The organism is Nostoc sp. PCC 7107 (genome assembly GCF_000316625.1).
Lineage (GTDB): Bacteria > Cyanobacteriota > Cyanobacteriia > Cyanobacteriales > Nostocaceae > Nostoc_B.
Map to the genome: position 1 here is coordinate 6,189,764 of NC_019676.1, position 22,653 is coordinate 6,212,416.

At 40.7% G+C, this 22,653-nt stretch carries 23 protein-coding genes; 17 read left to right on the forward strand and 6 right to left on the reverse strand.

The window, feature by feature from the left end:
* Positions 1 to 53 precede the first annotated feature (53 nt).
* Positions 54 to 425 carry a hypothetical protein gene (locus tag NOS7107_RS26525; RefSeq protein ID WP_015115995.1) on the reverse strand — a complete coding sequence of 124 codons (372 nt, stop codon included), beginning with the start codon at positions 423 to 425 and terminating at the stop codon, positions 54 to 56.
* Between NOS7107_RS26525 and NOS7107_RS29105 the strand changes: the two genes are divergently transcribed.
* Together NOS7107_RS29105 and NOS7107_RS26530 are read left to right on the forward strand one after the other, a co-directional pair.
* A complete protein-coding gene (locus NOS7107_RS29105; protein WP_172641472.1) occupies positions 411 to 602 on the forward strand; it encodes a hypothetical protein in 192 nt (63 codons plus the stop codon). The genes NOS7107_RS26525 and NOS7107_RS29105 overlap by 15 nt on opposite strands.
* Before the next feature lie 2 nt (positions 603 to 604).
* A complete protein-coding gene (locus NOS7107_RS26530; RefSeq protein WP_015115996.1) occupies positions 605 to 910 on the forward strand; it encodes a DUF4090 family protein in 306 nt (101 codons plus the stop codon).
* 98 nt (positions 911 to 1,008) lie between these two features.
* On the opposite strand, the gene NOS7107_RS26535 is transcribed toward NOS7107_RS26530, so the two are convergent.
* On the reverse strand, positions 1,009 to 2,430 hold the full coding sequence (locus NOS7107_RS26535; RefSeq protein ID WP_015115997.1) for a DUF3370 domain-containing protein: 1,422 nt from the start codon (positions 2,428 to 2,430) through the stop codon (positions 1,009 to 1,011).
* 206 nt (positions 2,431 to 2,636) lie between these two features.
* On the opposite strand from NOS7107_RS26535, the gene NOS7107_RS26540 reads away from it, so the two are divergent.
* The 5 genes from NOS7107_RS26540 (at position 2,637) to NOS7107_RS26560 (ending at position 7,144) form a co-directional block, all read left to right on the forward strand.
* On the forward strand, positions 2,637 to 4,883 hold the full coding sequence (locus NOS7107_RS26540; RefSeq protein ID WP_015115998.1) for an ATP-binding protein: 2,247 nt from the start codon (positions 2,637 to 2,639) through the stop codon (positions 4,881 to 4,883).
* Positions 4,880 to 5,353, forward strand: coding sequence for a response regulator (locus tag NOS7107_RS26545; RefSeq protein ID WP_015115999.1), 474 nt, complete (start codon positions 4,880 to 4,882; stop codon positions 5,351 to 5,353). Before NOS7107_RS26540 ends, NOS7107_RS26545 begins: the two co-directional genes overlap by 4 nt.
* Before the next feature lie 197 nt (positions 5,354 to 5,550).
* On the forward strand, positions 5,551 to 5,937 hold the full coding sequence (locus tag NOS7107_RS26550) for a hypothetical protein (RefSeq protein ID WP_015116000.1): 387 nt from the start codon (positions 5,551 to 5,553) through the stop codon (positions 5,935 to 5,937).
* On the forward strand, positions 5,937 to 6,269 hold the full coding sequence (locus NOS7107_RS26555; RefSeq protein ID WP_015116001.1) for a hypothetical protein: 333 nt from the start codon (positions 5,937 to 5,939) through the stop codon (positions 6,267 to 6,269). Before NOS7107_RS26550 ends, NOS7107_RS26555 begins: the two co-directional genes overlap by 1 nt.
* Before the next feature lie 236 nt (positions 6,270 to 6,505).
* A complete protein-coding gene (locus tag NOS7107_RS26560) occupies positions 6,506 to 7,144 on the forward strand; it encodes a histidine phosphatase family protein (protein WP_015116003.1) in 639 nt (212 codons plus the stop codon).
* Between the two features lie 143 nt (positions 7,145 to 7,287).
* On the opposite strand, the gene NOS7107_RS26565 is transcribed toward NOS7107_RS26560, so the two are convergent.
* From NOS7107_RS26565 to NOS7107_RS26575, 3 genes are all read right to left on the reverse strand, one after another.
* The gene (locus NOS7107_RS26565; RefSeq protein ID WP_015116004.1) at positions 7,288 to 7,719 is read right to left on the reverse strand and encodes an NUDIX hydrolase; all 432 of its coding nucleotides are present in this window, start codon (positions 7,717 to 7,719) and stop codon (positions 7,288 to 7,290) included.
* Between the two features lie 8 nt (positions 7,720 to 7,727).
* Positions 7,728 to 8,180, reverse strand: a complete 453-nt coding sequence (locus NOS7107_RS26570) for a DUF3531 family protein (protein WP_015116005.1) — start codon at positions 8,178 to 8,180, stop codon at positions 7,728 to 7,730.
* Between the two features lie 123 nt (positions 8,181 to 8,303).
* Positions 8,304 to 9,239 carry a Sll0314/Alr1548 family TPR repeat-containing protein gene (locus NOS7107_RS26575; protein WP_015116006.1) on the reverse strand — a complete coding sequence of 312 codons (936 nt, stop codon included), beginning with the start codon at positions 9,237 to 9,239 and terminating at the stop codon, positions 8,304 to 8,306.
* A gap of 314 nt (positions 9,240 to 9,553) precedes the next feature.
* On the opposite strand from NOS7107_RS26575, the gene NOS7107_RS26580 reads away from it, so the two are divergent.
* The 5 genes from NOS7107_RS26580 (at position 9,554) to NOS7107_RS26600 (ending at position 13,318) form a co-directional block, all read left to right on the forward strand.
* On the forward strand, positions 9,554 to 10,228 hold the full coding sequence (locus tag NOS7107_RS26580) for an ABC transporter ATP-binding protein (protein WP_015116007.1): 675 nt from the start codon (positions 9,554 to 9,556) through the stop codon (positions 10,226 to 10,228).
* A 68-nt stretch (positions 10,229 to 10,296) separates the two neighbouring features.
* Positions 10,297 to 11,046 (forward strand): 16S rRNA (guanine(527)-N(7))-methyltransferase RsmG, encoded by a 750-nt coding sequence (rsmG, locus tag NOS7107_RS26585; protein ID WP_015116008.1) that lies wholly within the window; start codon positions 10,297 to 10,299, stop codon positions 11,044 to 11,046.
* A gap of 214 nt (positions 11,047 to 11,260) precedes the next feature.
* Positions 11,261 to 11,755, forward strand: a complete 495-nt coding sequence (locus NOS7107_RS26590) for an ester cyclase (RefSeq protein WP_015116009.1) — start codon at positions 11,261 to 11,263, stop codon at positions 11,753 to 11,755.
* A 272-nt stretch (positions 11,756 to 12,027) separates the two neighbouring features.
* Positions 12,028 to 12,876 carry a peptidoglycan-binding protein gene (locus tag NOS7107_RS26595; RefSeq protein ID WP_015116010.1) on the forward strand — a complete coding sequence of 283 codons (849 nt, stop codon included), beginning with the start codon at positions 12,028 to 12,030 and terminating at the stop codon, positions 12,874 to 12,876.
* Between the two features lie 88 nt (positions 12,877 to 12,964).
* Positions 12,965 to 13,318 (forward strand): phage holin family protein, encoded by a 354-nt coding sequence (locus tag NOS7107_RS26600; RefSeq protein WP_015116011.1) that lies wholly within the window; start codon positions 12,965 to 12,967, stop codon positions 13,316 to 13,318.
* 16 nt (positions 13,319 to 13,334) lie between these two features.
* Here NOS7107_RS26600 and NOS7107_RS26605 read toward each other — a convergent pair whose 3' ends face one another.
* The gene (locus tag NOS7107_RS26605) at positions 13,335 to 13,733 is read right to left on the reverse strand and encodes a cobalamin biosynthesis protein (RefSeq protein ID WP_253274493.1); all 399 of its coding nucleotides are present in this window, start codon (positions 13,731 to 13,733) and stop codon (positions 13,335 to 13,337) included.
* A 578-nt stretch (positions 13,734 to 14,311) separates the two neighbouring features.
* On the opposite strand from NOS7107_RS26605, the gene NOS7107_RS26610 reads away from it, so the two are divergent.
* The 5 genes from NOS7107_RS26610 to NOS7107_RS26630 all read left to right on the forward strand — a co-directional run bounded on the left by NOS7107_RS26610 (position 14,312) and on the right by NOS7107_RS26630 (position 21,594).
* On the forward strand, positions 14,312 to 15,589 hold the full coding sequence (locus NOS7107_RS26610) for an AAA family ATPase (protein ID WP_015116013.1): 1,278 nt from the start codon (positions 14,312 to 14,314) through the stop codon (positions 15,587 to 15,589).
* Between the two features lie 8 nt (positions 15,590 to 15,597).
* Complete coding sequence (locus tag NOS7107_RS26615; protein ID WP_015116014.1) at positions 15,598 to 16,116, forward strand: hypothetical protein; 519 nt, start codon at positions 15,598 to 15,600, stop codon at positions 16,114 to 16,116.
* Positions 16,117 to 16,211: 95 nt separating this feature from the next.
* A complete protein-coding gene (gene mutS, locus NOS7107_RS26620) occupies positions 16,212 to 18,779 on the forward strand; it encodes a DNA mismatch repair protein MutS (RefSeq protein ID WP_015116015.1) in 2,568 nt (855 codons plus the stop codon).
* A 248-nt stretch (positions 18,780 to 19,027) separates the two neighbouring features.
* Positions 19,028 to 21,313, forward strand: coding sequence for a heavy metal translocating P-type ATPase (locus NOS7107_RS26625; protein WP_015116016.1), 2,286 nt, complete (start codon positions 19,028 to 19,030; stop codon positions 21,311 to 21,313).
* A gap of 14 nt (positions 21,314 to 21,327) precedes the next feature.
* On the forward strand, positions 21,328 to 21,594 hold the full coding sequence (locus NOS7107_RS26630; protein ID WP_015116017.1) for a hypothetical protein: 267 nt from the start codon (positions 21,328 to 21,330) through the stop codon (positions 21,592 to 21,594).
* The last annotated feature ends 1,059 nt before the right edge of the window (positions 21,595 to 22,653 follow it).

Consider the following 22,653-nt stretch of genomic DNA (forward strand, 5'->3'; position numbering starts at 1 on the left):
CTTATGGTTCTGGTGACCAATGACAAGGGGGACAAGGTAGAAGACTTCAGACTTCAGCTGCGCGATCGCAAATTATGTAAATTCTTCCACGAATTGGTACTAGTATCAAAACAATGCCAAGAACCGTCCTTGCTTTCCTGATAACAAAACAAAGTGCGATCGCCGCTATACAAATTATCTGTTAAATAATATACTAACCCTCGGAAAGGATAAGTTTTGCGACTTAAACGTTTAGCTACAGCTTGATTCGGACATTCCACGATAAACACTGGTTTTCTATTCAAGTGAGCTAACGAGAATATACACATACGTAAAATTGCTCTCAGCCAACTTTCAGAATTATCGAAATAATCATCAATAATTCTATTGGTTAGTGCTTTTTCCAGAGTGCGATCGTTGTTTTGAGAAATGTGAGCCTCAGACATAGCCTCACCTATTGCTATACCAATGGTTCGAGGTTAATCCAAAATTTCCCAAAATGCCAAGTTTTGATCCACACTCCACGAGTCATTCCTCATCCTCCTGCACTCCGCGCCCCTCTGCGTTCAAATCGCGATCGCAACACTGGTAAAATCTACCCAGAACAAAGAAAGAGCAAATAACCATGACTGCCGAAACTAATCAAGTAAATTCCCCAACCACAGGTGCAGATGCAATTGACGTAGCGATCGCCAAAGGGATAGATTTTGATGGAACACCCATTCCCACCGCCAAACTAGACCTTTATCACCAAGTCATGGGGCTAGAAGCTAATAGACAGCGTAGTGGCGTGTCAAATACCATGCGATCGCGCATTGTCAGAATCGGTGCAAAACATATTCCCCAACCAGAACTCGATCAAAAGCTTACAGAAGCGGGATTTGCACCTCTCAAAGAAAAAGAAATTGCTTTTTTCTACGGTGGTAAATAATTAAATCAGTCAACAGTAAACAGTTATCAAAGTGCATCAGTGGGGAACTCTGACCCCAGGATAAATACATCATTAATTTACTGATAACTGATAACTGTTCACTGTGATAAAGTTCTCACAGTTAAAACCTGCGGTGGTGTCGAATCTGGCGGATAAATCACATCTACCTGTACATTCCGTTGGCTTGCAGGTGGGAGAACAAACTGCACCAATGGTTCCAAAACCTGACCAGTTCTGTGCCATAAATGCACATACCGCGTTTTTTGTTGTCCTTGGTCATCAAAATAACGTAGCCGTACAGTACCACGGAAAAAGGGAAAATCGAGAGATGGTTTGCGGAAACGAACGCCTCCTTGAGAAAGCTTGTCTTCTTTTAAAGGTGTTTCCAGTGTGACTGTAACTTTTTGCGGTTGGTTTGTATTATTCTTTAAAGGCAAACTCAGATTATATTCCACACCATAATTACCGTGAGCTTCGTAGGCGGTATCAGGATAACGCACCAACATTTGCGCCGTTTGGATTTGTTCAGTACCTAATCGACCACCACGCAGAGTAACTAAAGGATAGGAAATCCCTTTACCACGTTCAGGAATAGTTAAATACTGGGCTTTGGGATTATCTACCAAATTAGCTTGCCATTGGGAACCTTGAGAAACACCAGCCACACGTCCATAAATTAATGAACCACCTTTAGCATCGGGCGGAGTTGGAGTTTTATCTCTAGGGCCAGCAAAACCACCATTATTTAATAAAGCTTGCCATTCTTTAAGAGTAGGCGCACGGTCGGAACCATCAGGATTTTTTTTCGCAAACATTGCTAAACTCGCTGCGTACACTTTGTTACTACTCCGCAGACGCATAAAACTAGAGCGACCATTTACCGGCTTGGCTAAGTTGCGTACTGGAATCGGATGATTCAGCAACATCCGGCTACCCCCTGGAGGAATGACTAACTTAGCCGGGAAATCAGTTTGACGAACACCGCGCAAAACATCACTAACAGCCCTCGCCCCAGGCCCAGAATAAACCTTACCATCATTATTTTCTAGATAAGGCGCTAAGGTGACAAAGGGTGCATCTTGCATCAAATAACTCGCCGCCTGCAACACATTTACTGTCACAGGCTTTTTACTAGGGTTATGCAGAATTACACCGATATACAGCGTTTGTAAATCTTTGGGAGTATGGGTGTAATGATGAGCGAATAAATCAAAGCGTCCTTGAAACGGAAAATTGAGGTGGGTGGCGGGAACTTTTTTACCATTACTAGGAAAGGTAGAAAGTAAAATTCCCTCATTTTTAATCCATTCTGGGCTGTTGCTGTTAAAAACAGGAATTGCATCTAACTTACCCGGTAAGGCGCGGACTTCTCCTGGTTGTACAATGTCTTGAGGTGCTGGTTTAGGCGAAGTTTGGGCGACAACTGCTGAACCATTCTGAAAGCTTTTGCAGCCGACCGTTTGAGTAATAGCAATTCCCAATAAGAGAATCAATAGAGGCGATGCTAGTTTATTAGTCATAAAGAATTAGCTCAAGAAAACTAGAGTGTCAAAAATCAACTTGAATAACTACAACATGAGTTCAACGAATTAAAAAAACTAGAACAAAAATTATCTATATCACAGAAAATTTAGGTTACATCGAAGCAAGATACAATAAGGGAGATTACTGAGATAAGCGGCTTTTAGCAGCTTGGTAAGCAAAAAAGAAGTTGGACAAGTAGGGTATGGCTGATAAGACGATTGATTTGACAAATTGCGATCGCGAGCCGATTCATATTCCTGGATTAATTCAGCCTCACGGGGTCTTGCTTGTTTTGCAAGATTCTCATCTCGAAATCATTCAAGTAAGTAGTAATACTCAAAAAATCATTGGTTATCAACCAGAGGAACTACTAGGCAAACATTTGTCAGACTTACTAGATGCCAAACAAATTCAGAAAATTCAGCAATGCCTGACAGAAGATTTCGAGAGTATTAATCCCCTCAACTTGTCACTCAAGTATTTAAATAAATCTATGTATTTTGATGGAATTGTCCATCGTTTAGATTCAGTCATTATTTTGGAACTAGAACCAAAAAAGGCAAAACAAAAAACCGATTTTGTTGACTTTTATCACCAGGTGAAGGGAACTATTACCCGGATTCAAAAAGCACCCACGTTGCTGGAGATGTGCCAGATTGTGGTGAAAGAAGTTCGGCACATTACTGGTTTTGAGCGTGTCATGGTCTATCGATTTGATCCTGAAGGTGCAGGCTGCGTCATTGCTGAAGATACTGACCAGGAAATACCTTATCTGGATTTACACTACCCGCCTTCTGATATTCCCAAGCAAGCCCGGCATCTCTACACCCTCAATTGGCTGCGGCTGATTCCAGATGTCAACTATCAGCCTGTCGCTTTAATCCCTCCAAATCAACCCCTCAATTTGAGTTTGTCGGTGTTACGGAGTGTCTCGCCAATTCACTTGGAATATATGCAAAATATGGGCGTGACGGCTTCCATGTCCATTTCTCTGCTGCAAAATCAACAGATGTGGGGATTAATTGCCTGTCATCATTCGTCACCTAAATATATTCCTTACAACATCCGTACCAATTGTGAATTTATTGGACAGGTGATGTCTGTAGAACTGGCAAATAAAGAAGCTAGTGAAGACACTGACTACAAAATGCAGTTGAAGTCATTACAAACTCAATTTGTCGAGGCTTTATCTCAAACTAAGTATTTTCTTGATGGAATGGTGCAGTTGCAATCGCAATTACTCAATCTAGTAAAAGCTACTGGAGTGGTTATTTACAGCAGTAACCAGTGCATTCAAGTAGGGGAAACACCCTCAGAGGCAGAAGTTCATGCTTTACTCAACTGGATTAAACCACAACTGCATCAAGGTTTGTTTGAAACGCGATCGCTCTCCAAAAATTATCCTGCGGCTGAGTCGTTTCAAGCGATCGCCAGTGGAGTATTAGCCCTAGAAATTTCTAAAGTACATCACAATTACATTATCTGGTTTCGTCCAGAAGTTATTCAAACTGTGAATTGGGGGGGCAACCCTCACAAGCCTGTAGAAGTTTTGTCAAATGGCAGTTTACGGATGTCGCCGCGCAAATCTTTCGCGTTGTGGCAAGAAACAGTGCGGGGTTGTGCTTTACCTTGGAAACCCTGCGAAATTGCAGCAGTCAACGAATTGCGGATTTTAATTGTCGGTATTGTGTTACGCCAAGCTGACGAATTGGCTGCAATGAATTTTGAATTACAACGCAGCAATGAAGAACTTGATTCCTTTGCTTATATTGCTTCCCACGATTTGAAGGAACCACTGCGCGGCATTCACAACTACGCTAACTTTTTGATGGAAGATTATGCAGAAATATTGAATGAGGATGGAATAGCCAAACTGCAAACCCTGGTGCGGTTGACGCAACGGATGGAAGACCTGATCAATTCACTGCTGTATTTCTCTCGACTGGGACGCGCCGAAATCATGCGGCAAACAGTGAACTTGCATGATTTATTACAGCAGGTAATCAACACCTTCAGCATTACACGACCGCAAAGTGAAATTGAATTTCGGATTCCGCAAACTCTGCCCAATATGGAGTGCGATCGCGCCCAGGTGAATGAACTTTTCACTAACCTCATCAGCAACGCCATTAAGTATAACGATAAAGCCCAAAAGTGGGTCGAAATTGGCTACATTCAGCAGGAGTCGCCCAACACTCCGCTGTTAACAGCACTACCAATTTTTTACGTCCGTGATAACGGCATTGGTATCCTGGAAAAGCATCTCGACAAAATCTTTCAAATCTTCCGCCGCTTGCATGGACGGGATGAGTTTGGCGGGGGAACTGGTGCCGGGTTAACTATTGCCCGCAAAATTGTGGAACGGCACGGAGGGAGAATTTGGGTAGAATCTACACCTACTCAAGGTAGTACATTTTACTTCACATTAGCGCCGGAGGCAATCGCTTGAATTTCATTTCAACTTCGCCTATCCCCAAAATACCCCTGCTGTTAATTGTGGAAGACAGTAATGAAGACTTTGAGGCACTACACAGATTGTTACAGCGATCGCCCATTGCAATTTCCATTCAGCGATGTGTCAATGGTGAGCAAGCCTTAGCATTTCTTTACCGTACTGGTAACTATAGCGATCGCGAAATTTCCTTAATGCCGGGGTTGATTGTCCTGGATTTAAACCTACCTGGAACCGATGGTAGAGAGGTATTGCGCCAGATCAAACAAGATGATCATCTCAAAACTGTTCCAGTTGTCGTGTTCACTACATCCAATAACCCCAAAGATATCGAAGATTGTTACCGATACGGAGTTAACAGCTACATCGTTAAGCCGATAAATTTTGAGCAATTAAAACGAGATATACAAACACTGATCCGCTACTGGTTTGAGGTGACTAAGCTTCCTGAACATCTGGAGTACTAATCCTGGTTCTGTAAAAGTGCTGATACTGATTTTTTGTCAACCTGCACATTATTTTTAGTCTATCTCACTCTCTGAGCAAGTTAACCAAAAATATTGAGCCTGAACTAGTTTATAACCGCTATGAAGAATACTTCAACTATTGATAATTCTCAGCTATATTAAATCTAGTTTCGTATTCTGATTCAAGAATTGCTTAAATGGAAATACTTATTGAATCAACTAAAGAATTTGAACAAGATTTAGAAAAATTTAACAATAGGGAAAAATTCAAAATTATTAAAAAATTGAATCGATATGTAGATTTAATTTCTAAAAATAGAAAGTTACTAGAAAATCAGGCATTTAAATTAAAAAATATTAAATTTAATACTGAGTATGATTCTTCTCTTTATGCGTTGATAATTGATAAAGATTTAAGAATTATCCTCACAATTGATGATGATCCGATTTTTGATGCTACTGTGATCACTTTATTTAGAGTTGTTAGTACTGAAAATGCTTCACAAGCATATAATTCAGTAGCAGAGTATCTCTACCAAGATTTTAGTATGAAAAGTCAAGAGATTGAGGTTCAGTCTAGCTGATGCCACAGATTAAACCACTTCTAGATGAACATGGTGTAATTTATGAAGCTATGAAGATTTTACCTGATGAATTAAAAATTGATTTTTTAGCAGCTTTAGCAGAATTAGAAGATAATGAATGCCATAGAACTAGAACTTTCCCCAAAACCAGACTGCGGAAAGTTAAAGGCATTAAACAAGCAATATATCGCGCCGATATTGATAAATTATCTGGCTGGCGCATTCATTTACAATATATTGATGGGAAAATTCATTTAAATGATATTATCGAAGGGCAACGTCATGATGATGTGATTGAAGTTATTAAATCTAAAAAACATAGATATGAGTAGATACAGCAAACTTCAAGTGATCATTTTTTCAGCTTGAACAGCAGTTTGCCTGTATGATTCCTGAATTATTACAGATTTTTGACTGTGAAACTGCTACTTTTGTTTTAGATTTAAAAAGTTTGTGTTTGATTGACATTTTTGGTTTACTACTTTGTCCTGGTGTTACATAATCGATAACAAGATTGATGGTATTTTATTTTTGAACAAACTTCTTTATCCTAATCGCAATACAAGCTATGACACTCAATTTATATTTACTGCGACATGGAGAAACTACTTTTAGTCAAAGTGGTAATTTCTGCGGTGAAACTGATGCAGAGTTGACAAAAGAAGGAATGCAGATGGCATCGAGTTTTGCCGATGTTTATCAAAAATTGGACTGGGAAGCTGTTTATGTTAGCCCGATGAAGCGCACAATTGCAACTGCCAAGCCATTTTGTGATGCGATTGGTATGGAGATGCAGTTGCGTGATGGACTAAGAGAAGGTAGTTACGGACAATGGGAAACTAAGAGTAAATCGTTTATCGAAGAGAATTACGCTCAAAACTATATCAAATGGTTGACAGAACCTGCTTGGAATGCGCCAAAAGGCGGAGAAACTGCGGTAGAAATTGCTAACCGTTCTATGCCTGTAATTGCGGAAATTCAAGAAAAACATCCCCAAGGTAATATTTTAGTAGTTTCCCATAAAGCCACGATTCGGATTATGCTTTGCAGTTTACTAGGAATTGATTTGGGGCGCTATCGCTATCGGGTGAATATTTTGGTTGCGTCAGTAAGTATGGTGAAATTTGATGTTAATGGCCCTTTGTTAGAAATATTAGGTGATCGCCATCATATACCCGATCATATTCGCTCTCGTCCAGGAACATAAGAATTTTAAAAGATACTAATTTAGTACTTTCTTAGAAATAAGAGACAATCTATAAAGTAAATCTTAAGTAGGGTGTGTTGTGGCTTCAGCCTAACGCACCGCCAGATGATGATGGTGCAGCTAATCTCGCAAAAATCTAGGCTTTACAAATAAGTAAAAAATTCCTCTGGAACTAACCGAAGTTCACCAGATTTAAACCGAGAAATCTCAACCCATAACGCCCGATGGTGATTGGTTCCTGATTCAGAAAACATTAAACTTTCTAGTTGATAAAACTTATAATCAACAAAATCACATTGATAAAGCTGAATTATTTCATGACCTTGGCGATTATTATATATAAATAAGTTTTCAATACAACCCAAGTAGCGAATATTAGTTAACTCAGCTTGAATTTCTTCTTGAAATTCTCGCTGTAAAGCTGCGTGACTAGTTTCACCAAAATCAACGCCACCACCCAAGGCGCGGTAAAAATGAGACTGCTTTGCTAGGTCATAGCCTTCGGAAACAAAAATGCGTTCGCCATCCCGAATTAGTCCTAAAGCTATGACCCGAATTTCTCCTGATTGACTCATTCTGGTTACTAATTATCGTATATGGAGTAAGAACGGCTTTCGCTGTCTTCTACAGGCCAATCTTCATTTTCGCCGCCAATATACAATTGTTCAATAGTGACATATTCTTCACTAAGCTGGGTAAGGGCGTTGATTAAAATATCTAAAGCGATCGCATCACTAGTTCCCAAGTCAAACCAACAACGCGCCCATTGTCCTTCGTATTCAATCTCACCCATGTTGTGCATCAAAGCCAACAAGCTTTTATCATACCCTTGTGGGTCATAATCCAGATAGCTGATTTCCAGCCCTGTGTCCTGGACTTGCAAATTTTCAGCGTTAAATGCACCCAATTTGCCTAAGTAAAACCAGGAATTAAAAACTTCTTCTATGTACTCTTTTTCTCGTTGAGAAGGTACGGTACTAAAACCCAACCAAATCCAGACATCAAAGGGATTAATTTCTCGAAACTGAATGTGCATTCAAATAACTCAATTACTTTTACTCAAAATAAGCATATCAAAGAGATGGCTAATCAAGAATCAAGCCTCAAGGCTGAGAACTGAAGCCTCAAATTTCCGACTTCAGACTTCAGACTTTTTTGATTATCTACCAGAATTATTGAGTTGATTGACCGCACTATTGCGTTCTCGCTCAATTTGTTTGACTAAACTAGCGGGTAATTGGGATTTTTTGGTCAAAGCTTTGTCAAAATTAGCGATCGCATCTCGCAGCAACTCTTGACTTTTTTCCCGTCTTCCCTTTTCCTTGAGGATTTGGGCTTTGAGATAATACAACTCTGGGTTATCTGGTGCGCCTTGAATCGCCTGATTAGCATAATCTAAGGCTTGAGTGTATTGTTTCAAATCTCGGTAGCCAATCGCAATTCCCCGATCAGCCAAATATCTTGGTGCTGCACTTGTCTCTAACCGCCCAATCGCCTCATCAGGATTGGCAAAAGGCAAATTCACAGATAGCATTAAATCCATGTAGCCCTTGAGCAAATTCAGTTCTGGGTCTTTGGGCGAAATCGCTTCGGCTTTATCTAAATACTGGTAAACTTGGCGTAACCGACCTAAAGCTTGGGTAGCACCTTTCGCCCCACCTTCCCGCGTCACAATTACCGCACCTTCAAAAAAATGCCCAACGGCAGTGTATAAATTACCACGCAAAGGATCACTGGCAACTAATTTCTGCCCAGTCTCTAGAATTTGCTGGCTATAGTTATTTAAACCTGTGAAATCGCCCTTGGTATATGCTAACGATGCTTGCATTGCATAAGCTAAAGGTTCATTGGGTTCTGTGGCTAAGGCTTCCTTGAGGTGACGTTCGGCTTCGGGATAATTACCTTGTTGGAAAATAGCTTTAAAAGCTGCTTCTGTATGATCGCCAATTTGATGTGGTTCGTTGCGGCCAAAGGGATCGCCAGCTAAAGATGGAGTTACCCACAGACTAAAGGCGATCGCAGTTGTCAAACTTGTCTGAGCAAATCTACTTAATTTAGTAAATACTATTTTTGTAGCGGGAAATAATTGAGTCATTAGCACCCTCAGAATAATTGCGGTTGAAATAGGTTTATATGTTACCTACAATGCCAAAAAATTTTCATCTTAATTGAGTTCTATTTTCAGTCAACACATTCTCAACAGGTTGACTTGGCTAATTTTTACAAGTTCCCCTAATTGTTACCGTCCTGAATTCAAGGTTCTTCTGCCAAAATGGAGAGATAGTTTGGCTGTGAGATTATGCTTGAAGCCAGTAACATGGCATAAAGAAGGGAGGAATTTTCCGATTGTGCTTGGTGTAGTTAACCTTAGTTAGTGAGTCATTCGCCAATTTTTGGTAATTTTAACAAATGCTCTATCTCAGAAATTTAATTTATCATCCCACAGCTTGCCCAACCGCAATTCTCAAGTCAATTAACCTAGAATTACCGCCTCAGCAGTTAGGTTTAATTATCGGCCCCAGTGGTTCTGGCAAAAGCACCTTACTCGAAATTTTGTCGGGACTAGCCGAACCAACTTCCGGTGGAGTGTTTTGGCGAGAACAAGAACTCATCGCCGAACAGCTGCAACAACTAGCTGGAATTGTGTTTCAGTTTCCCGAACGGCACTTTTGCGGCGGGACAATTTTAGAAGAATTACGCTTAGGACATCCTGAGTTAGGTTCAGAACGAGTGAAGCAAGCCCTGAGTGAAGTGGGATTAGAGCATTTATCATTGTCTGCTGCGCCTTATGCTTTAAGTGGCGGACAGCAACGGCGTTTAGCCTTAGCAGTGCAATTGATTCGTCAACCAAACGTCTTGTTATTAGATGAACCTACGGCCGGTTTAGATTGGTCAATGCGCCAGCAACTAGTCAATTTATTGGCGAAACTGAAACAAGATTGGACATTGTTAGTAGTAACACATGATGCTGGAGATATGTTAGCGATCGCCGACTGTTGTTGGACACTCAATCACGGTGAACTACAATCAGTTGATCCAGCCACACTTAGTAGTAAAGTGAAAGAACCCCTACCAGCAGCGTGACTTCAGAAGTATGAAGTATAAAATTTCATTTTTGAGTCTTCTGACGATTGACCATTGACTAATGACTAATGACTAATTCCACAACTCCCTTGCTGCCAGAAATGGCAGAAATTTGGCAGCAAACCCTCAATTGGCAACCAACTACACAGCAACAGACACAATTCCAGCAACTTTATGAGTTAATTTTGGCAGGTAACAGCCAATTAAACTTAACTCGCATTACCGCACCCCAGGAATTTTGGGAAAAACATCTCTGGGATTCCTTGCGGGGAATTATACTGAACAACCAATTTATTCCATCTCTCCAAACAGGTGCATCTGTAATTGATATTGGTACAGGTGCAGGTTTTCCCGGTGTTCCCGTAGGAATGATTGCACCCAACAGCACAGTTACTCTGCTAGATTCCACCCGCAAAAAAGTTGCTTTTATCGATAAAGTATTAACTACACTAGAACTCATTAATTGCAAAACTCTCGTTGGCAGAGTTGAAGAAATCGGTCAACAAACCCAGCACCGCCAAATCTATGATCTTGCCCTTATCCGTGCCGTCGGTACAGCTTCCGAATGTGCAGAGTACAGCTTACCGTTAATTAAAAAAGGCGGTTTAGCCGTAATTTATAGAGGTACTTGGACAGAAGCAGAAACCACGGTTTTGCAAAATGCTGCGAAACAGCTAGGTGGTGAAATTGCAGCAATAGAATCATTCACGACTCCCCTAACTAATAGCATTCGTCACTGTTTATATTTGCGAAAGATAGCAAGCACACCGCCTCAATTTCCCCGCGCGGTTGGTCTACCTCATCAAAAACCATTGTGACTTTGGAAGTCAAGCTTTAGTAGTCAAAGAATAAGAATCAAATTTTTTTATTTACCGAAACTCAGATAAATGAAGCTTTTTACTAGCTATTGACGCGAAACTTCTTTGTTCAGTTGGGGTTCAATAATTTTAAGAGCGTATAATCCTCTTCAATTGGCGCAATTTACCCAACAATGGGACGATAAATTATGGGACAAGCTATTTTTAAGGGTGTATGTGTAGAGAAATAAGTCTAACTGAACAAAATAAAGATATCGTTCTTCAGTTCTATAGAGCATTTGATAATCGGAATATTAGTCAGGCGTTGGCACTTCTATCCCCCAATTTTGTTGCTCACATGGCTGGCATACCTACTCCTCTTGACACTGAAGGTTTTAAAAAGTTCGGTATGGCTTTCTACTTAGCCTTTACGAACGGTCAACATACATTTGACCAAGTGCTTATTGAAGGAGATAAAGTCGTTACTTGCGGAACATTCACAGCTACACATCTTGGAGAGTTCCAAGGTCTTCCTCCAACAGGTAAGCAAATTAAGTTATCAATCATGCACATTGATCGCATTGAAAACGGCAAAATTGTAGAACATTGGGGGCAAGGCGATGCCTTTGGGTTAATGCAACAGTTAGGCATTATTTTTTTTCCAGGGCCTACACTTTTTCCGCATATTATTAAAAGTCTCTTATCCAAGCCGTTTAAGAAGCCAACATAAATTAATAACTCAGGGATATAATATCCATCTCAGATAGCCCCGACCTCGCAATAGAGATGCACCACATTAACTTTAAAAGCATTGATTTATTTGGGTGACAACCAGTATTTAGTAACAAATTAATGGCGGAATTTACTTACTTTTAGTGCATTGTAATTATCGCTTGACTTGGGGCGATCGCAATCACACCCCATAATATTATGCTGGACTAGCTTTTTTCTGGACTCAAGCGGCTGTAATATTAGCAACAGAAGATTCTGGGAGTAAATTCCATGAAAGGCAGCCTAACAGTATGTATATTGAAGTACTTAGACTCACCGCCAGGGTTTCGCTTCTTGATCGCTAATCAGTTGTATTGCTTGCTGCTGTTATCTTCCACATCTTTACTGATTGCTTCCTCGTCTCTAGTCTCATTTGCAGCACCGCCGAAAATTGCTCAAGCCTCGCCAAGTACTGCAATTAGTCGTCCAACGCTGAAAGTTGGCTCTCAAGGGGAGCGTGTCTCGGAGTTGCAAGCAGCACTCAAGCTTTTGGGTTTTTACTCAGGGACAGTGGATGGAGTTTATAACGAAAATACAGCAAATGCTGTGTCTCGCTTTAAGCAAGCAGTTGGTTTAAATCCTGATGGTGTGGCTGATGCGGCTACTTGGCAAAAATTGTTTCCCAAAGAACCAGCACTTACATCTAACACGGCTGCGTCTTTATCTAGCACCACTGTTGCTAAACCAGAACCCAGACCTGCTAATCCCAAAACTCGCGCCACCCAAGTTCCAACCCTCGCACCAGAACCAAGACCAGTTAACCGGAAAACTCCAACCACTCAACGAAAACCCCCAGCACGGCCATCATCAACTATTACCTTTCGCAAAGTTGCTGGTATTCAGTACACAGCCGAAGGATATCCGATTTTGCGTTTAGGGATGAGTGGTGAAGATGTACTGACGTTGCAAAAACAATTACAAAGGTTTGGTTTTTTGAGTGGGGGAATAGATGGTGATTTTGGCCGCACGACCGAAACAGCAGTTAAGGCATTGCAAAGGCGCTATGGTTTAGAAGAGGATGGTGTAGCTGGTGGTGCTACTTGGGACATTCTCTTGCGGCGATCGCCTGGGCAACGATAGGCTAATACGTAGTTATACAAGTTCTGAGTAGAGATGGATGTATGGCATCTCTACTAAATTCATTTAACGGAAGTCATACCTGCTGTATATGAAACACTTTTTGTTAACTTGGTTAGCTACTGCGGTGGCTTTACTGATTACCTCTAGAATTGTGGATGGTTTTATTGTCAATAATTTTGTTGCTGCTTTGGTTGCGGTATTTATTATTGGATTAGTTAATGCTTTTGTCAGGCCAATTTTGCGGCTTTTGGCATTTCCCATTACCTTACTGACTTTTGGTTTATTTACATTTGTCATTAATGCTTTATCTCTGTGGTTAGCCAGTGCTATCACTCCAGGTACTGGTTTTGAGATTAGAGGCTTTTTACCCGCTTTGCTTGGGTCTATTGTGCTATCAATTGTGTCGAGTGTGATTAATTATTTTCTCAGAGCGGTTGAATAGTCGGAAAGATGATTAATCACGGCTGCATTTCTTCAGCTACCGCTACAGTTACTACCCCAGGTAGTGCTGATAAGCGGAAAATATTTTTAGGAACCAATAACTTAGTACCCAGTTGGGTATTTTTAGCTGCTGCCAAAATCGCCGCAGCTTCTGCAACACTGGGTGTTCCCGTTGTTTTGGTGATGATTGCAGATGGGTTGGGAACTGCAACAGTAGCTAACTTTTCTGCGGAAAATGTTTGCAACAGCCAATTGTGGAGTTGACAAAGTTCTCCTAAAGCAATATCTGATGCCTTTGTATCGATGGTAGCAATTCCGGCGATCGCTCTTTCGTCGAGGATATTTTTTTGAAATACTTCTTCAATAGCTATTGCAAGCAACTGTGGTGAACTACCTCGTTGAAACCCAATCCCCACCCATAAATTTCGGCAGTAGTGAGAATCTTTTGTGTTGGATGTTGTATTTAAGTTAGTCAGCAATCACCGATGATATTAGCTTTGTTAGGCAATACCCGAAAACTGATCGATAGAATACTGTTCCCAAAAAGTAAACACTATATATTGAACATGTCTAGCACAGTAGGAAGCACCAAGGAAGAGAATAGGCAAAAATAATAGGTTATTTCCTAATATTTTGCTTCAATGTTAGCGTTGAAGCATGAATTTTCGCTTGTGCTTTACCTTGGTGTTTCAGTTTCTTTCTTCTCTGTCGCAGTTGGCGCAAAATAGCTGCGATGGAGTTTTGCTTTTTCGGTAATTAATTACTGATTGAGATACAGTTTTTCTACTATTTAAGTAAATACCGCAAATTGGGAATTTTGTCAACACTGTACTGCTGCAAGCTACATTTAAATATGCGTTGTGTTTTTTAATTGCTATGCTTGGAGGGTAAGGTAAGAAGTTTAACGCAGAGTTACGCGGAGTTTGGCGCAAAGTTACGCGGAGTTTTTAGAAGGAAGAATCAGAGTAAATTTTTAGAGTTTTTGGAGTTGGCTATGCTTAAGAAACTCATTTTAGAAAATTGGAAAAGTTTCCGTTATGCGGAGCTTCCTCTTGATCCGTTGACGGTGCTTATTGGGACGAATGCAAGTGGTAAGTCTAATGTAGTTGAAGCTTTGGAATTTTTACAAAGAATAGCTAGAGGTGAAAACATTGAAACAGCTTTAGCAGGAGATAAAGCACTTTCGTCTATTCGTGGTGGTGTGGAATGGGCTGCACGAAAACCGGAAACAGAATTTACATTAAAAGCATTAATTCAGGGCGAGGATGAAAGAATAGATTATTTATATTCTATTCAGATAAGAACACTTCCTGAAGTGAGGGTTATAAAAGAGTACATTAAATTTCAAATTTTTATTGAAAAAGAGGGAATAAACAATAAAGAATATACTATAACCATAAAGCTAAAAAATAATAGTTTTGCTACAAAAAGTGGTTTGCAAAATAGAGGAATTGACCTAAATCTTCGTGAAAAGATAGTATCTAACCTTCCTAACAATAAAAAAGAGGTAATCTTAATAGAAGATAATGATTTCATAAAAAAATTGTATGATACAATTTTTGTTTTAAGTAATGAAGGAAAAAAAAATGTTGTTTCAACGCTGGAAAATATTTTAGTTTTAAATCCAATTCCTTATAAAATGCGGGACTATTCACGTTTGTCAGACAATCTAGAAAGTGATGCTTCAAATATTGCTGGCGTATTAGCAGCATTGGATAGGGAAAAAAAAGTCGAAGTCGAATCAAATTTATCAGATTACATCAAAAATTTACCGGAAGGAGATATCAAAAAAGTATTTGCCGAAGCAGTCGGTAGACTAAAAACTGATGCCATGCTTTACTGTGAAGAAGAATGGCGACCTGGAGAGACAACATTAATAGACGCTAAAACTATGTCAGATGGAACTTTACGTTTTCTGGCGATTCTTACGGCTTTACTCACTCGTCCTGAAGGGAGTCAAATTGTCATTGAAGAAATAGATAATGGTCTGCATCCCTCTCGTGCAGAATTATTAGTTAAAACAATGCGTGAGATTGGCAGCAAGAGAAATATTGATATTTTACTTACTACTCATAACCCAGCTTTACTTGATGCTTTAGGCCCTGAAATCGTTCCCTTTGTGGTTGTCGCACACCGTGATGCTGAAACTGGAGAAAGCAAGCTTACCTTATTAGAAGATATTGATAACTTCTCTAAGTTATTTGCTTCATATTCTTTAGGTAATATGACAACTAAGGGTGTCATTGAAAGAAGCCTTTCTCATAGTGAATAGTAGCTAGTATGAGAAAGGTATTACTCATAGATACATCGCTGTTATGCGTTTGGTTACAAGTTCCTGGAAAAGAAACTGCTGGTAATAATGAATGGAATTTTGAGTGTGTAAATCAGAAAATTCAGCTAGAAATCTCAAAATCTACAACTTTGGTATTACCTTTAGCTACTGTTATTGAAGCAGGGAATCACATCGCCCAAGCTAAAACAACAAATTCTGAAAGTAAGCGTATGGCTGCTAAAGAATTTGCAGAAATTATAACTTATGCAGCTGATGAAACAAGCCCTTGGGCTGCTTTTAGTGAGCAAATTGTACTTTGGGAAGCAGAGGAACTCAAAAAACTAGCGGCTCAATTTCCTAATCAAGTTGTAGAAAAGACTTCGATGGGTGATGCTAGTATCGTCATCTTGGGTTGGCATTATCATCATAAGGGCTATCATGTGGAGTTTCTGACTGATGATGACAAGCTAAAATCCCAGGAACCACCTCCACCATCACCACCGACACGCCGTAGTAGTCGTCGGTAAAACCTAAAAAATTCTGGAGCGATCGCCACTAGTCTTCACATCACGTTATCATCGAGTATTGTGGCTTTTGTGTGCATAACTTCCTGCATCTATCTATGACCGCTTCTGACTCTGACAACCAGCCAACGGAATCTCATCAACCCCCTGCGCCTCACGCGGATACGCGATTGGTAGATCGCAGTAAGCTGAGTAAAATGTATCAGCATTATGTGGAAGTTAAAGATCAGCATCCTCATGCGCTGTTGCTGTATCGGGTAGGGGATTTCTTTGAAACTTTTTTCCAAGATGCGGTGACTGTTTCGCGGGAACTGGAATTAGTTCTCACTAGCAAGCACGGCGGGGAAGCAGGACGAGTCGCCATGACTGGTGTACCGCACCACGCTTGGGAACGCTACACTACCTTATTGGTGGAAAAAGGTTATGCAGTTGTTATTTGCGACCAAGTAGAAGATGCTTCGGAAGCGGTAGGTTTGGTGCGCCGGGAAGTAACGCGCATCCTCACCCCTGGTACTTTGTTAGAAGAGGGAATGTTAAAGTCTAGCCGCAATAATTATTTAGCAGCGGTTGTTATTGCTGCTACTCATTGGGGTTTAGCTTATGCAGATATCTCCACTGGGGAATTTCTGACAACTCAAGGTAGCGATTTAGAACACCTCACCCAAGAATTAATGCGCCTCCAACCTTCCGAGGTGCTGGTTCCCACCAATGCGCCTGATTTGGGTGTGTTGCTGCGTCCTGGGGAAACTTCGCCCCATCTTCCCCAATGTTTACCACCATCATTTTGTTATAGTTTGCGATCGCAAGTACCTTTTTCTCAAGGGGAAGCCAGAAGTAAATTATTGCAGAAATTTAAGGTGCGATCGCTCGAAGGTTTGGGTTGTGACCATCTTCCTCTGGCTGTACGGGCGGCGGGCGGTCTTTTAGAATATGTGGAAGATACCCAAAAAGAAAACACTGTTTCTCTGCAAAGACTCCGCACCTACACCCTCACAGACTATTTAATTATTGACCATCAAACCCGGCGGAATTTAGAAATTACCCAAACAGTCCGCGATGGGACTTTTCACGGTTCCCTACTTTGGGCGTTAGATAGAACTAGCACCGCAATGGGAAGTCGGGCTTTACGGCGTTGGTTATTACAACCGCTACTTGATCTTAAAGGCATCCGATCGCGGCAAGATACAATTCAAGAATTAAAAGAAAATACACCTCTACGTCAAGATTTGCGCTATTTATTACGGCAAATCTACGATTTAGAACGCCTCACAGGACGGGCGAGTTCTGGTACAGCCAATGCACGAGATTTAATTGCTTTAGCTGATTCTCTCTCCCGTTTACCCGAATTAGCCCGTGTAGTCGCTGATGCGGGTTCTCCTTTTTTGAAGGCTTTGCAAAAAGTCCCGCCTGTATTAGAAGAATTAGCGCAACAAATTCAAGCCCATGTCGTCGAAGCACCACCCATACATTTAAAAGAAGGTGGGTTAATTCGTCCGGGAATTAATGTACTGTTGGATGAAAGAAAGGCGACTGTAGAAGCAGACCATCAATGGATTGCGAATTTAGAAGTTGATGAAAGGACGAGAACGGGAATCCCGACTTTGAAGGTGGGATTTAACGAAACCTTTGGTTACTACATTAGTATTTCCCGCACCAAAGCCGATCAAGTACCCGCTAACTATATCCGCAAGCAAACCCTCAAGAATGAGGAACGTTACATCACTCCAGAACTGAAGGAACGAGAAGCAAGGATTCTCAGTGCGCGGGATGATTTATATAAGTTGGAATATGAAATTTTTGTGGCGTTGCGCGAAGAAGTCGGCGAACAAGCCGAGGCTATTCGTCAACTTTCTCGCGCTGTGGCGGCGGCGGATGTGTTGTGTGGTTTAGCTGAGTTGGCGGTACAACAAGGTTATTTTCGTCCCGAAATGATATCAGGGCGAGAACTAGAAATTGTAGATGGTCGCCATCCCGTGGTAGAACAATCTTTACCAGCGGGTTTCTTTGTGCCGAATTCGACTAATTTAGGAAGTGGTGAAGCAACTGCATTCCCCGACTTAATCATTCTTACCGGGCCAAACGCCAGTGGTAAAAGTTGTTATTTGCGTCAGGTAGGGTTAATTCAGTTAATGGCGCAAATTGGCAGTTTTGTCCCCGTGAAGTCGGCAAAGTTGGGAATATGCGATCGCATTTTTACCCGTGTCGGTGCGGTGGATGATTTAGCAACTGGTCAATCTACCTTTATGGTGGAAATGAATGAAACAGCCAATATTCTCAACCATGCTACATCTCGGTCGTTAGTCTTATTAGATGAAATTGGGCGCGGAACAGCAACATTTGATGGTCTTTCCATTGCTTGGGCGGTAGCAGAATATTTAGGAATGGAGATTCGTTCACGAACAATTTTTGCCACTCATTACCACGAACTAAACGAATTGGCAAGCATGTTACCTAATGTTGCCAATTATCAAGTGACAGTGAAAGAATTACCCGACCAAATTATCTTTTTACACCAAGTTCAACCCGGTGGTGCTGATAAATCCTACGGTATTGAAGCGGGAAGATTAGCAGGTTTACCAGCAGTAGTAATTCAACGGGCAAAACAAGTCATGGGGCAAATTGAGAAACACAGTAAGATTGCGATCGGTTTGAAAAATTTGACGTAAGCTGTTGTCAATTGCCGAATGATATAGCGGTAGTCAGATATGTTAGGACAACTGGAAAGCTTGAATACCAGGAATAGTAAGACTTTTCCTCCTGCCTCCTGCCTCCTGCCTCCTGCCTTCTCCTATAAACTAAAGAAAGGGCTTTCCTGCTAACTCCAATTTTTCCTTATACCCCTTGACACTCCAGTTCACTGGAGAAGTCAAGATAAAGTCAGTCTGAAACACGACTTGATAATTGGAGTTTTCAAATGGAAAATGCCACCTTGAAACTGCGCGGTATGAGTTGCGCTTCTTGTGCCAGAAGTGTAGAAGATGCAATTCGTTCTGTCCCTGGTGTGAAAGAATGTAGTGTGAACTTTGGGGCGGAACAAGCAACAGTCGATTATGACCCCAAAACCACAAATTTACAAGCCATCCAAAATGCTGTAGATGCCGCAGGTTATTCAGCCTACCCACTGCAAGAAGAAAATCTCATGGCTGGCGAAGATGATGCAGAAATCAGACATCGCCAGAAAGAATCTCGTGATTTGCAACGAAAGTTAACGCTAGGGGGGATTATTGGCAGTTTACTAGTAATTGGTTCACTGCCAATGATGACAGGATTACACTTACCTTTTATTCCTACATGGCTGCATAACCCTTGGCTGCAATTAGTTCTCACCACTCCTGTACAGTTTTGGTGTGGTAAAACTTTTTATGTCAATGCCTGGAAAGCTTTCAAGCGCCATGCTGCCACAATGGATACCTTAATAGCTTTGGGTACAAGTGCAGCCTATTTTTATTCTCTATTCGCTACCTTGGTTCCTGGCTTTTTCACTGCTCAGGGATTGATGCCGGATGTGTATTATGAAACTGCGGCGATTGTCATTACCTTAATTTTGTTAGGGCGATTATTTGAAAACCGCGCTAAAGGACAAACTTCAGCAGCTATCCGTAAGCTAATTGGTTTGCAGGCGAAAACCGCACGGTTGATTCGTAATGGACAAGAACTAGATGTACCGATTGCGGAAGTACAAATTGGTGATGTAGTGCTGGTTCGCCCTGGAGAAAAGATTCCTGTTGATGGCGAAGTAGTTGAGGGGACATCGACAGTTGATGAAGCGATGGTGACTGGTGAAAGTGTAGCTGTGAAAAAGCAACCAGGAGATGAAGTTATTGGTGCAACTATCAACAAAACGGGAAGTTTTAGATTTCGGGCGACAAGAGTTGGTACGGATACCGTATTGGCACAGATTGTTCAACTAGTACAGCAAGCTCAAGGTTCAAAAGCTCCTATTCAAAGACTAGCAGACCAAATTACTGGTTGGTTTGTACCTGGGGTAATTGCGATCGCTATTCTCACCTTTGTCGTATGGTACAACATCACGGGCAACCTCACCCTAGCGATGATTACTACAGTCGGGGTGTTAATTATCGCTTGTCCTTGCGCTTTGGGTTTAGCTACACCAACTTCTGTGATGGTAGGTACAGGTAAAGGTGCAGAAAATGGCATTTTAATTAAAGGTGCAGAAAGTCTAGAACTAGCGCACCAAATTCAAATCATTGTCTTAGACAAAACCGGCACAATTACCCAAGGTAAACCCACGGTTACAGATTTTGTCACAGTTAATGGTACAGCTAACAGTAACGAAATTCAGCTAATACAACTAGCAGCATCCTTAGAACGCAATTCTGAACATCCGTTAGCAGAAGCCGTTGTTCGCTATGCCCAATCTCAAGAAGTAACTTTAGCAGATGTCAGAGATTTTGCAGCCGTAGCAGGTAGCGGTGTACAAGGTATTGTTTCTCATCGTTTGGTGCAAATTGGTACACAACGCTGGATGGAAGAATTAGGAATTAACACTCAAACCTTGCAACAAGACAAAGAACGCTTAGAATACCTCGGTAAAACCGCAGTTTGGTTAGCAGTTGATGGCGAAATTCAAGGGTTAATAGGCATTGCTGATGCAATTAAACCCACTTCACCCCAGGCGGTGAAAGCTTTACAAAAACTCGGTTTAGAAGTTGTTATGCTTACAGGCGACAACCAACGCACCGCCGAAAGTATTGCCCGTGAAGTTGGTATCAAGCAGGTTTTGGCAGAAGTTCGCCCCGATCAAAAAGCAGAAGTAATTAAGTCACTGCAAGCAGAGAAGCAGAGAAGCAGAAGAAAAACTCAGCACTCAATTGTCGCAATGGTTGGTGATGGAATTAATGATGCGCCAGCTTTAGCGCAAGCTAATGTGGGAATCGCCATCGGTACGGGTACAGATGTAGCGATCGCCGCTAGTGACATCACCTTAATCTCTGGTGACTTGCAAGGTATAGTCACAGCCATTCAACTCAGCCGCGCCACAATGCGTAACATTCGCCAAAATTTATTCTTCGCCTTCATCTACAACGTTGCTGGTATTCCCATCGCCGCCGGGATTCTCTTCCCTATATTTGGTTGGTTGCTGAACCCGATTATTGCAGGTGCAGCAATGGCTTTTAGTTCAGTTTCTGTAGTTACTAATGCGCTGCGTTTGCGTAAATTTCAAGCTAAAGCACTCTAATTAAGGAAATAACAATGTTTCATAAAGCAGGATTTGGATTGCTGCTGGGAGTTGTATTCGCAATTGTAGCGGATCAAGCGATCGCGCGATCGCCCAGCTTTTTGCAGACAGAGGCGATCGGACAAACCTCTCATCATCCGCACTCATCTACAACATTCCCAACAAATCAATTTCAACGGCTTAATCAGCCCTTAGAAAACAAAGTAGCCGTCACTCTGGGCGGATTAAGTTTAATCGGTTTACAACTTTGGTGGTTCTTGCTAAGTAAACCCAAGTCTTAGAAAGCAATCCCAACCCAATAGAAGTTAAATTACTTACTCACCTAAAAAATTACCACACTTATCTACTAGTACAGATCGGCGTAAATAAACAGACCAATTGGAATTGCTAAAAGGCTTGTGGTATCAATATTCTTTATTTTTCCTTTTGCCTTTTTGTACTAGCTATATGTCTACACTAGTGTAGCCTCTAGATTACATAAAAACTTGAATTTTTCAACTACTATTAGAAGGAAAATAAGCATTACTTAATATATATTTTAATCTAAGTAGTATTTATTACATTGCTTAGTTGCTGGATACTTGCTTAACTTTACATCTTTTCTTAGGAATAAAACTCTATGGTTATTCAGTTTTTTTATATTTGCTTTACAAATATTTGGTAAAGACAATTATTTGCAACATTTTTTATGTTATGAATTCATCATATTTAAGTATTTAAACTCAAAATAATCATACTTTTTGAAACAAGTATTTAGTTACTAAAAGATAAAATTTTGATGTAATTTTCTACATAATGACTAAATTACTCACATAAATTTAGTCATTACCTGTGAAATGAAGTAATTTATTATACGTAGTATAAATAAAAGCTAATGCACCCTTATAATTACACAAAATTACAGTTATCTTTTTTACAAAAGTATTAAAGAATAGTAGAACAAGTTAGGTGCTGAAACTGAGATTTTACTTAAACACAGTCTCAAGTGAAGTTCAGCACAGTGTCATAAATCACAAGTAAAAATTTTACACTGTAGACAACGCAGTGTAAGAGTTGAGAGTGCTGTTCATCCAAATTCCGGCAATACTGTAGCAAACATAATTAGTTTGTGAGAATTTTTGTGTTGACTTTTCCTGGTATTTAGTCATTTCTCACAGATGATTTGTAGTTGTTATAGGAAATATATCATCAGCAAAAATTCCGACTCTGCATAAGATTTTTTAGTAATTTATGCAGACATCAAAAATATGCCTTCAAAATTAAGGGTAATTTTGCAGCTATACTGTTGTGTCTAAAATGCAGAAAGGACATTAGTAAGAATTCAAATAGTGAATTTTTAC

Excerpts from the sequence above, each read along its gene's own strand:
- NOS7107_RS26535 (WP_015115997.1), bottom strand. The coding sequence starts at position 2,430 with ATGACTAATAAACTAGCATCGCCTCTATTGATTCTCTTATTGGGAATT.
- NOS7107_RS26595 (WP_015116010.1), top strand. The coding sequence starts at position 12,028 with ATGAAAGGCAGCCTAACAGTATGTATATTGAAGTACTTAGACTCACCG.
- NOS7107_RS26530 (WP_015115996.1), top strand. The coding sequence starts at position 605 with ATGACTGCCGAAACTAATCAAGTAAATTCCCCAACCACAGGTGCAGAT.
- NOS7107_RS26565 (WP_015116004.1), bottom strand. The coding sequence starts at position 7,719 with ATGAGTCAATCAGGAGAAATTCGGGTCATAGCTTTAGGACTAATTCGG.
- NOS7107_RS26600 (WP_015116011.1), top strand. The coding sequence starts at position 12,965 with ATGAAACACTTTTTGTTAACTTGGTTAGCTACTGCGGTGGCTTTACTG.
- NOS7107_RS26560 (WP_015116003.1), top strand. The coding sequence starts at position 6,506 with ATGACACTCAATTTATATTTACTGCGACATGGAGAAACTACTTTTAGT.
- NOS7107_RS26610 (WP_015116013.1), top strand. The coding sequence starts at position 14,312 with ATGCTTAAGAAACTCATTTTAGAAAATTGGAAAAGTTTCCGTTATGCG.
- mutS (WP_015116015.1), top strand. The coding sequence starts at position 16,212 with ATGACCGCTTCTGACTCTGACAACCAGCCAACGGAATCTCATCAACCC.
- NOS7107_RS26590 (WP_015116009.1), top strand. The coding sequence starts at position 11,261 with ATGTGTAGAGAAATAAGTCTAACTGAACAAAATAAAGATATCGTTCTT.
- rsmG (WP_015116008.1), top strand. The coding sequence starts at position 10,297 with ATGACTAATTCCACAACTCCCTTGCTGCCAGAAATGGCAGAAATTTGG.
- NOS7107_RS26555 (WP_015116001.1), top strand. The coding sequence starts at position 5,937 with ATGCCACAGATTAAACCACTTCTAGATGAACATGGTGTAATTTATGAA.
- NOS7107_RS26615 (WP_015116014.1), top strand. The coding sequence starts at position 15,598 with ATGAGAAAGGTATTACTCATAGATACATCGCTGTTATGCGTTTGGTTA.
- NOS7107_RS26550 (WP_015116000.1), top strand. The coding sequence starts at position 5,551 with ATGGAAATACTTATTGAATCAACTAAAGAATTTGAACAAGATTTAGAA.
- NOS7107_RS26570 (WP_015116005.1), bottom strand. The coding sequence starts at position 8,180 with ATGCACATTCAGTTTCGAGAAATTAATCCCTTTGATGTCTGGATTTGG.
- NOS7107_RS26525 (WP_015115995.1), bottom strand. The coding sequence starts at position 425 with ATGTCTGAGGCTCACATTTCTCAAAACAACGATCGCACTCTGGAAAAA.
- NOS7107_RS26575 (WP_015116006.1), bottom strand. The coding sequence starts at position 9,239 with ATGACTCAATTATTTCCCGCTACAAAAATAGTATTTACTAAATTAAGT.
- NOS7107_RS26580 (WP_015116007.1), top strand. The coding sequence starts at position 9,554 with ATGCTCTATCTCAGAAATTTAATTTATCATCCCACAGCTTGCCCAACC.
- NOS7107_RS26625 (WP_015116016.1), top strand. The coding sequence starts at position 19,028 with ATGGAAAATGCCACCTTGAAACTGCGCGGTATGAGTTGCGCTTCTTGT.
- NOS7107_RS26540 (WP_015115998.1), top strand. The coding sequence starts at position 2,637 with ATGGCTGATAAGACGATTGATTTGACAAATTGCGATCGCGAGCCGATT.
- NOS7107_RS26630 (WP_015116017.1), top strand. The coding sequence starts at position 21,328 with ATGTTTCATAAAGCAGGATTTGGATTGCTGCTGGGAGTTGTATTCGCA.